The following is a 9,964-nucleotide window of genomic DNA, read 5'->3' as shown; positions in this document are numbered from 1 at the left end:
CGCCGCGCCACGGGGAGCCGCCGGATCGACCCGAACACAGCTGACCCGACCCTGGTAGACGGACGTGAATGCGTCGTAGTCGGTGACGGCGCAGGGCACGCCGGCCAGGGCCGCCAGCGCCGGCCCCAACCCCACGGTCTCGACGTCGGGCAGGTTGGGGGTGAACAGCACGGCACCCCCGGTGGCCCGGCAGATCCTCAGCAGGTCGATCTCGTCCAGCCGCCAGCCGGCGCGCTCCCGGTGGCTGGTGAGCGGTACTCCGTCGAGGAAGCGCACGGCCCCGGTGACGCCGAGAGCGCGGACGTGGTCGAGGACCTCGGACGCGTAGGGCGGGTCCTCCTCCACGCTCCCGAACACCAGCAACGCCGGATCCGGACGTCCCGCATCCCTGGCGGTGGACAGCATCTCGGCGAAGACGGAGACGGAGATCTCCACACCCTTGACCCGGAACAGGCGGACGGGAACCAGGATGACGGGCTGGTCGCCGGTCAGGCCGTTCTCGGTGAGGAACTCCCGATGACGCGCCTCCACCTCCGGCGACTCGGGCAGGACCGGGAGCACGTTGGGGGTGATCCGGGGTCGCGACGTCGTGGGGTAGCCGGCGGCCTCCTCGGCCAGGTCCTCGGTGACCACCGCCCACCGGTCGCTCGGGAGCTCACCGGGGACCGGCGTCAGGCTGTTGGGGGCGGGCGGGTAGAAACGGGCGTCGCCTTCCGGGATCGCGCAGCTGCCGAAGAGGTCGTGGTCCCAGTAGAGGACACCGCCGGGCCGCCCGTTCCCCCAGCGGCGGGCGGCCGCTCGTCGGAGCGCCAGGTTCACCGGCACCGCGTCGGAGAGGGTCAGGTTGACCGCGATCACCCAGTCGATGTCGTGCTCGCACAGCCACCGGGCGAAGTGCTCCTCGTAGGGGCCGGCGAGGTGGTCGATCCGTTCGCGCAGCCGTTGGATCTCGGGGCCGGAGAGGGTGGCGGCCCTGGCGACGGCGAGGCGGATGTCGGTCAGCTCCGCCATCAGCCTGGTGCGTTCCCACTTCACCGGAACGGCGTCGGTCACCGTGAGCCAGTGGGGGTAGCGGGAACCAGCCAGGCCCCGGGGGAAGTGGTCGGCCTTGTCCGCCCGCCACGAGTAGCCCAGGTCGGCGGCCACCGGGGTGTGCAGCACGCCGTCGTCCACCGCGTGGTCCACGACGTTCCGGAAGACGGTGAGCAGCCCGCTCACCGGGAGGCCGTCACCCGACACCAGACCCCAGCGCATCATCGAGTACGCACACCGCCGTTCCTCGTCCGGGACACTCCGGTACGAGCCACCGGCGTCCTCCCTCGCGGACCCGGTCCCCGGTCGTCCGCGACGTGTTCTCCTGCCGAACACGACGGATCGCAGGCTAACGTTGGTAAACGTCGCTGACAATGGCGCTCAGCTGAGCGTGTTTCGGGGGAGAGACCAGCGGCGAATAAGTGGTGTCTCATGTGGTCGTTGGCGTGACTGGTCGGAGCGGTGACGATATTCGGGGGATCCGGGATCCTCGGTGGGCGGATGCCGAATAGTGCCAGGAAGTGGAGTGGATTCGGGCTCCGCCAACCGAGATGTCCGGGTCCCCGGAAGGGGGAGCGGGGGAGCGGAACCCGGTCGGGTGTCCTGTCGGCCGGGGCGGCGTCGACGGGGAGCGCGCTAGTCAGGTGAATTCGGAAATTTTCTTCGTCGGTTCGGGTGCTGTCCGTCCACTCCCGGGTGGCGCGGGGGTCATTTCCTGACCAGTAGTTCGGTTTCCGCCCGTGCCGGGAGTCGGACTGCCGCCGCCGCGAGCACGCTCCGTGCCCAGACCCGTTCCGTCCGGTCGAGTTCTCCCCGGCGGACGGCGCCCTGGAGGCGTCGCCACACCCCGGCGCTCGACCACTCCTGGAAACGGCGGTGGGCGGTGGGCGCGGACACCGAGAAGGACGCCGGGAGGTCACGCCAGGCGCAGCCGCTGGTCAGGACGAACACGATCGCCGTGAGAACGGCGCGCTCGTTGACCCGGGCCCGGCCGCCCCCCTGCGGACGGGGTCTCGGGGTCGGTAGCGTCGGTTCGACCAGCTCCCACAGCCAGTCGGGCACCAGGCGTTGGGCCAGGTCTCCTGGCGCGGCCTTGGGGTCACGCACGTTCACGGGCACTCCTGATGTCTGTCGGTGGGCATGGTGGGAGGGGAGCGTGGTGGGGTGGAGCGATCTCGCCGGGGTCCACGGCGGGCGGCGCTGGGGCACCGGGAGGGGGTGGCGCCGGCCGCCGGCGCACGACGGTGTGCGGGCAGGTCGGAACCGCACGTCACCGAGACCCCGTCCAAGGGTCGACCGGTGGCCGTGCGGCACGGCGGATCATGGCCCCGTTCGGGGTAACCGTACGTGGTCGCTGGTCTTGCGGGACAGCCGCCGCCCGGGTGAAGGAACGGCGTCGACGGATCGTGGCTGGCGGTCGTGCGCGGGCGGCGGATTTGGGCGCGCTGGATGTGATGGCGCTTCGCATTCCGGGGGGTGTCCCCCTTGGTATTGGGGTCGAGAAAGCGGGAGTCCGGGCTGGTGCGGCACGACACCAATTGAGACGTACCCGTCGGGCGGGTAAACCTCGTCCGCGTCCGGGGCGTCGATTGTCGACTGGGAAATAAGTTACCCCCTGATCCCCCTAACGGGTGCATTGTTGTGGATTGTGTATAGCCCAATTGTGCAGCTGGTTGTCCGTGTGGGACTATGCCTGCGCAGAAATGGTTCACACGGTCTGTAACTCGCAGGGAGTAGTAGCTAGCCCAACCAGTGGCACACGATTGTTGGTCAGTTTCCTACCTGATCTCCCATGTGACGCGCCGGGGCTCACGCCTCGACGCGGTGCTGTGGGGCACCTGGGAGTGATGGCGCCGCGACCGCTGCGCCTCCGGAGTCCTTGCTTCGGAGCGCAAGTTCCTTCGACGTCGAAGGCGGTCGTCGGCGTTCCGCGTACCCCTTTCCCGGCCCGCCCACAGCGTGTTCGAGGTCCCGGCGCCACTGACTCCGGTCGGCCGCCGCGCCGGTGACCTTGTCCGGCTGCCCGAACGAAGCGCGGGCGGCCCACGCCCACATCTTCCCCGGCGCCGTCATGGGGAACACGGCGCCACGACCCGAGGACTTCACGGTGACGGACTTAGGTAACGCCCCAACCGGCGACAGGATCGCGATCATCGGTATCGGTTGCCGGCTGCCCGGCGGCGCTTCCGACTACCGGACGTTCTGGCAGAACCTGCTGGCCGGCAAGGACTGCATCACCGACACCCCAGCCGACCGGTACGACGTGCGCACGCTCGGCAGCCGCGACAAGGCCAAGCCGGGACGCCTGGTCGGCGGCCGAGGCGGCTACATCGACGGCTTCGACGAGTTCGACCCCGCCTTCTTCGGGATCAGCCCGCGCGAGGCCGAGCACATGGACCCGCAGCAGCGGAAGCTGCTCGAGGTGTCGTGGGAGGCGCTCGAGGACGGCGGGCAACGCCCCGGCGAACTCGCCGGTCGGGACATCGGCGTCTTCGTCGGAGCCTTCACCCTCGACTACAAGATCCTCCAGTTCGCCGACCTCAGCTTCGAGACCCTCGCCGCGCACACGGCGACCGGCACGATGATGACGATGGTGTCGAACCGGATCTCCTACTGCTTCGACTTCCGGGGGCCCAGCGTCTCCATCGACACCGCGTGCAGCTCCTCGCTGGTGGCGGTGCACCTGGCCTGCCAGAGCCTGCGCCGGGGTGAGTCCGAGCTCGCGCTGGCCGGCGGCACCCTCCTGCACCTCACCCCCCAGTACACCATCGCCGAGACCAAGGGCGGGTTCCTGTCGCCGGACGGCCGGTCCCGCACCTTCGACGCGTCAGCCAACGGCTACGTCCGGGCCGAGGGTGTCGGAGTGGTCGCGCTCAAGCGCCTCGACGAGGCGATCCGGGACGGCGACCCCATCCACGCGGTCATCACCGCCAGCGGCGTCAACCAGGACGGGCGGACCAACGGCATCACGGTCCCCAACCCGGACGCCCAGATCAGCCTCATCGAACGCGTCTGCGCGGACGCGGGCATCCAACCGGGGGATCTCCAGTACATGGAGGCGCACGGGACCTCCACGCCGGTGGGGGACCCGATCGAGGCCAACGCGCTCGGCCGTGCCCTCGCCGTCGGCCGGGCACCAGGAACGCGCTGCTACGTCGGCTCGGTCAAGACGAACATCGGGCACACCGAGTCCGCCGCCGGGATCGCCGGTCTCATCAAGACGGTCCTGTGCCTGGAGAACCGCACCATTCCACCGCACATCAACCTCGACCACGTCAACCCGGCCATCGACCTCGACTCCCTGCCCTACGAGATCCCCACCGAGGTCACCGACTGGCCGGAACACGAGGGGCCGGCCCGCGCCGGGGTCAACTCCTTCGGCTTCGGCGGCACCAACGCCCACGTCCTGCTCGAGGAGGCACCGGTCCGCACGTCCGGGGCGCAGCGCCCGTCGCCCGGCGCGTTCGGCATCCTGCCCCTGACCGCCCGCGACCCCGAGGCGCTGCCCGAGCTCGCCGAGAACATCCGGGCCGAACTCGCGCGGGACGACCACGACCCCATCGCCCTCGCCGACCTCGGCTACACCCTCGCGCGGCGCCGCCAGCACCTCGAACACCGCCTCTCGGTCGTCTACTCGACCCGGGAGTCCCTCCAGGACCGACTGGCCGAGTTCGCCAGGGGCGAGGCGCACCCCCACCTGCTCGTCGACCAGTGCCGGGACGAGGGGAACCGCCGGCTGGCCTGGGTGTTCACCGGCATGGGGCCGCAGTGGTGGGCGATGGGCCGCCAGCTCTTCGAGTCGGAGCCGGTCTACCGCGAGGCCGTGGAACGGTGTGACGCCGCGCTCCGCCGGTTCGCCGACTGGTCGTTGATCGAGGAGATGAACGCCGCCGAGTCCGACTCCCGGATGGCCGAGACCTGGTTGGCGCAACCGGCGAACTTCGCGGTCCAGGTCGGGCTCGCGGCCCTCTGGAGATCCCGGGGCGTCCACCCCGACGCCATCGTCGGCCACAGCACGGGGGAGATCGCCGCCTTCTACGAGGCCGGCGTCTACACCCTGGAGGACGCGGCGAGGATCGCCGTGCACCGGTCCCGGCTCCAGCAGAAGCTGGTCGGCACCGGCACCATGCTCGCCGTCAGCCTGGCCGAGGAGGAGGCCGCCCGCCGGGTCGCCCCCTACGGCGACCGGGTCTCGATCGCCGCCGTCAACAGCCCGACCGGGATGACCCTGGCCGGCGACCAGGACGCGCTGGCCGAACTGGCCGACGCGCTGCGGGACGAACAGATCTTCGCGAAGTTCCTCACCGTCCGGGTGCCCTACCACAGCGCCCGCATGGACCCGATCAAGGAGGACCTCCTCTCCTCCCTCGCCGACCTCGACCCGCGCCCGGCCAGCCTCCCGCTCTACCTGACCGGCGAGGAGGGGCGGGCACACGGCACGGAGCTCGATGCCGGCTACTGGTGGAAGAACGTCCGGGACAGCGTCCGGTTCCGCGCCGCCATCGACCAGATGGCCGCCGACGGGTACAGCGTGTTCCTGGAGCTGGGCCCGCACCCGGTCCTCGCGCACTCCATCAGGGAATGCCTCGGTGAACGCGGGGTGGACGGCCGCACGATCCCCTCGATCCGGCGGCAGGAGGACGAGGTCGAGCGGTTCACCCAGTCCCTCGCCGCACTGCACAACCTGGGCGTGGACGTCGACTGGTCGGTGGCCTACCCGACCGGGACGACCGTGGCGTTGCCGCGCTACCCGTGGCGGCGCGACCGCTACTGGGTGGAACCCGAGCCGGTCCGGCAGATCCGGCTCGGCGAGGTCGACCACCCGCTGCTCGGTCGCCGCACCGCCAACGCCGAGCCGACGTGGGAGGCGCGGCTCGACGTGGAGACCATGCCCTACCTGGACGACCACCGCATCCAGGGCAACGCGCTGTTCCCCGCCGCGGGCTACGTCGAGATGGCGCAGCAGGCGGTCCACGCGCTGACGGGCGGCGCGCAGGCCGCCGTCGCGGACATCGAGCTCCGCAAGGCCCTCTTCCTGCCCGACTCCGAGGTCCGCACCGTCCAGTTCACCCTCTCCTCCTCGGGAGCCGAGTTCCGGATCGCGACCGTCGCCGACCCCGGCGCGGAACCCACCGTGCACGCCACCGGGGTGGTCCGCGCCGGCCAGCGCCGACGCCTCAGCTCCACCCTCGACGTGGACGTCGTCCGTGACCGGGCGCGCCAGCACCTGGACGCCTCGGCCTGCTACACCGGTCTGGCCGCCGCCGGCTACCACTACGGTCCCGCCTTCCAGGGCATCGAGGAGGTGTGGATCGGGCCCGGTGAGGCGCTCGCCCGGATCCGGCCCACCCCGGACCTGGGCGCGGACGCCGCCGACCACCACCTGCACCCGGTCCTGCTCGACTCCTGCTTCCAGACCCTGCTCACCCCCTTCGTGCTGGGCGGGGAGGCCGAACGACTCGACACCGGCATCCGACTGCCCCTCTCCATCGGCGAGGTCCGCGTCGACCCCGTCGGTGACCGGACGCTGTGGGCACACGCCCGGCTGGTCGCCGGTGACGGCGACGACCTGGTCGGCGACATCGACCTCTACACCGAGGACGGCACCCCGCTGGGCCGCGTCAGCGGGTTCCGCGCCGCCGACGTCGAGAAGGCCTCCACCGCCGTCAGCGTGTCCACGATCGACGGCTGGCTGGCCACCCCCACCTGGGTCGAGGCCCCCCGGGAGGACGACGCCACGACCGCCGAGCCCTCTCCGGTGCCCGGGAACTGGCTGATCCTCGCGGACCAGGGCGGGCTGGGGGAGAGCCTGGCCGCCCTGGTCACCGAACGGGGCGGGCACGCGCACCTGGTGCGCCCGGGACAGGGCTACACGCTGGGCGCCGAGCGACCGGAGTCCACGGTCGCCCCCGGGTCCCGGGCCGACCTGCGCGCGTTGCTGGCCGACACCGCCGCCGACGGCGGGTTCGACACCGTCGTCCACCTGTGGAACCTCGACCTGCCCCACCTCGCCGACACCGGGCGGGCCGACCTCGCCGAGCACACCAGCCTCGGCGCCTACACCCTCCTCGCCCTCGGCCAGGCGTTGACCGACGAGCGGTCCACCGCCCGCCTCCACGTGGTCACCCGAGGCACCCAGCCGGTGCACGCCGAGGAGGCCGTCGAGCCCCTGGGCGCGCCCTCCTGGGGCGTGGCCCGCGTGCTCTGGTACCAGGAACTGGTGGACAACCGGGGCAAACTGGTCGACCTCGATCCGGCCGGCCCGCGCACCGGGGCGGGTCCGCGCGCCGAGGCCGAGGCCTTGCTGAGGGAACTCGCGGTCGACGACGAGCACGAGATCGCGCTGCGCGGAGACCTGCGGTACACCAACCGGCTGCGCCAGCCCGAGAACCTGACCCGACCGCTGCCGCCCCGCCTCCGTTCCGATGGCAGCTACCTGGTCACCGGAGCGTTCGGAGCGCTCGGACGGCTGCTGTGCCGGACACTGGTCCGCCGAGGGGCGCGCCGGCTCGTCCTCGTGGCCAGGAGGACGCTGCCCGACCGGTCCCGCTGGAGCGAACTGGACCCGTCCACCCGCGAGGCCGAGACCGTCCGGTTCGTGCGTGAGCTCGAGGCGCTGGGCGCGCAGCCCGTCATCGCCCCGGTCGACGTGACCGACGAGGACGCGCTGTCCTCCTGGCTGGTCGAGCACCGCCGCAGCGGCGCCCCGCCCATCCGGGGTGCCTTCCACCTCGCCGGTCACGTCAGGGACACCCTCCTGCCCGAGATGGACCGCGAGACCTTCGACGCGGTGCACGACCCCAAGGTCGTGGGCGCCTACCTGCTGCACAAGCACCTGCTCGACGACCCGGTCGAACACTTCGTCCTGTTCGCCTCCATCGCCTCGCTGCTCACCACGGCGGGGCAGAGCAACTACGCGGCCGGCAACGCCTTCCTCGACGCGCTCGCCCACCACCGCCGGGCCCAGGGGCTTCCGGCGCTCAGCGTGGACTGGGGCCCGTGGGCGACCGGCATGATCGAGGAACTCGGACTGATCGAGCACTACCGGGTGAGCCGGGGGATGAGCTCGCTCACCCCCGAAGCCGGCATGGCCGTCCTGGAGAGGGTCCTCGGCCTGGACCAGGCCCAGCTGCTGGTCGCCACCGTGGTGGACTGGCCGGTGTTCCTCGCCTGGTACACGACGCCACCGCCCCTGGTCGCGGAGCTGGCCGCCTCCGGTGGCGCCGGGGACGCCGCCGGGACCAGCAGCTTCCTCGACGAGTTCCGCGCGGCCGACGAGGACCGGCGACGTGACCTGCTCGGCGCCCGCTTCACCGAGATCACCTCCTCGGTGCTGCGGGTGCGGTCCGACCAGGTCGAACCCGACTCCAGCCTGAACACCCTCGGCCTGGACTCCCTGCTGGCGATGGAGCTGCGCACCCGGCTGCACACCGAACTCGGCGTCGCGTTGCCGGTGGTGGCCCTGCTCAGCAGCTCACCGATCGAGGAGCTGCTCGACGGCCTGCACTCCCAGGTCCGTGACCTCGTGGCCGAGGACGGCGACCAGGGCCCGGACGCCACCGTCATCGAGGTGTACCAGGACGAGGGCGAGTACCCCCTCACCCAGAACCAGAAGGCGTTGTGGTTCCTCAAGCAGCTGCACCCCGACGGTTTCGCCTACAACATCGGCGGTGCCGTGGAGGTCCGCACCGAGCTGGAACCGGAACTCATGTTCGAGGCGGTCCGGGCGCTCATCGACCGCCACCCCAGCCTGCGCACCAACTTCGTGCTGCGGGACGGGCAGGCCGTGCAGCGGGTCGCCCCGCGCGGCGAGGCCGACGTCGCCCTGTTCGACGTGGCGGACACGGCGTGGCCCGAGATCTACCAGATGATCATCGACGAGTACCGCAGGCCCTACGACCTGGAGCGGGACCCGCTGATCAGGTTCCGCCTCTTCCGACGAGGGCCGGACCGGTGGCTGATCATGAAGGCCGTCCACCACATCATCTCGGACGCGATCTCCACCTTCACCTTCATCGAGGAGCTGCTCGCCACCTACGAGACGATGCGGGCCTCCGGGCGGAGCACGGCCGACGCCGACCTGCTCGCGGCCGCCGGACTCGGACCCGTCGGAGCCCGGTACCTCGACTTCCTGAACTGGCAGAACCGCTTCCTGGCGAGCGCCGAGGCGCGCCGGATGCGCGACTACTGGCTCGACCACCTGCCCGCCGAGGTGCCGATCCTCAACCTGCCCACCGACAAGCCCCGGCCCCCGGTGCAGACCCACAACGGCGCGTCGGAGTTCTTCACGCTCGACGAGGACCTCACCGCCAGGGTCCACGCCCTGGCCCGGCAGCACAACGTCACGGTCTTCGTGGTGCTCATCGCCGCCTACTACCTGCTGCTCCAGCGCCACTCCGGGCAGGACGAGGTGATCGTGGGCAGCCCGGTCACCGGGCGGACCGAGCAGGCGTTCTCCTCGGTCTACGGGTACTTCGTCAACCCGCTGCCGCTGCACGTCGACCTGGGGGGAGAACCCTCCGTCGCCGAGCTGCTGGACCGGGTCCGCACCACGGTCCTCAACGGGCTCGACAACCAGGAGTACCCCTTCGTGCTGCTGGTGGACGAGCTCGGCCTCCAGCACGATCCGAGCCGCTCCGCCGTGTTCCAGGCGATGTTCATCCTCCTCGTCCACCGGGTGGCCACCGAGAAGTACGGCTACCGGCTCGACTACATCGACCTCCCCGAGGAGGAGGGCCAGTTCGACCTGACCCTCTCCGCCTACGAGGACGAGGCCGAACACCGCTTCCACTGCGTCTTCAAGTACAACACCGACCTCTTCCTCCCCAGCACCATGCGGCGGCTCGCGGAGCACTACGTCAACCTGCTGACCGGGCTGACCTCGGCGGCGGCCACCGAGCCGGTCGACCGGCTGCCGCTGTTGGGGGCGGCG

General features: G+C 71.2%; 2 protein-coding genes and 1 pseudogene. 1 reads left to right on the top strand and 2 read right to left on the bottom strand.

Annotated elements, in window-relative coordinates:
• Positions 1-1,257: glycosyltransferase family protein (locus ACTIDRAF_RS27830; protein ID WP_016698254.1), on the bottom strand; the 1,257-nt coding region annotated here is incomplete at its 3' end.
• 525 nt (positions 1,258-1,782) lie between these two features.
• Positions 1,783-2,139 (bottom strand): annotated as a pseudogene (locus ACTIDRAF_RS0208220) (transposase); the annotation flags it as partial.
• A gap of 1,000 nt (positions 2,140-3,139) precedes the next feature.
• Here ACTIDRAF_RS0208220 and ACTIDRAF_RS0208215 point away from each other — a divergent pair.
• Positions 3,140-9,964: type I polyketide synthase (locus ACTIDRAF_RS0208215; RefSeq protein ID WP_026065897.1), on the top strand; the 6,825-nt coding region annotated here is incomplete at its 3' end.

This window comes from Actinoalloteichus spitiensis RMV-1378 (assembly GCF_000239155.1).
GTDB classification, from domain to species: domain Bacteria; phylum Actinomycetota; class Actinomycetes; order Mycobacteriales; family Pseudonocardiaceae; genus Actinoalloteichus_B; species Actinoalloteichus_B spitiensis.
Note: the sequence above shows the minus strand (reverse complement) of the source record. Positions and strands in the feature narration are given on the sequence as shown.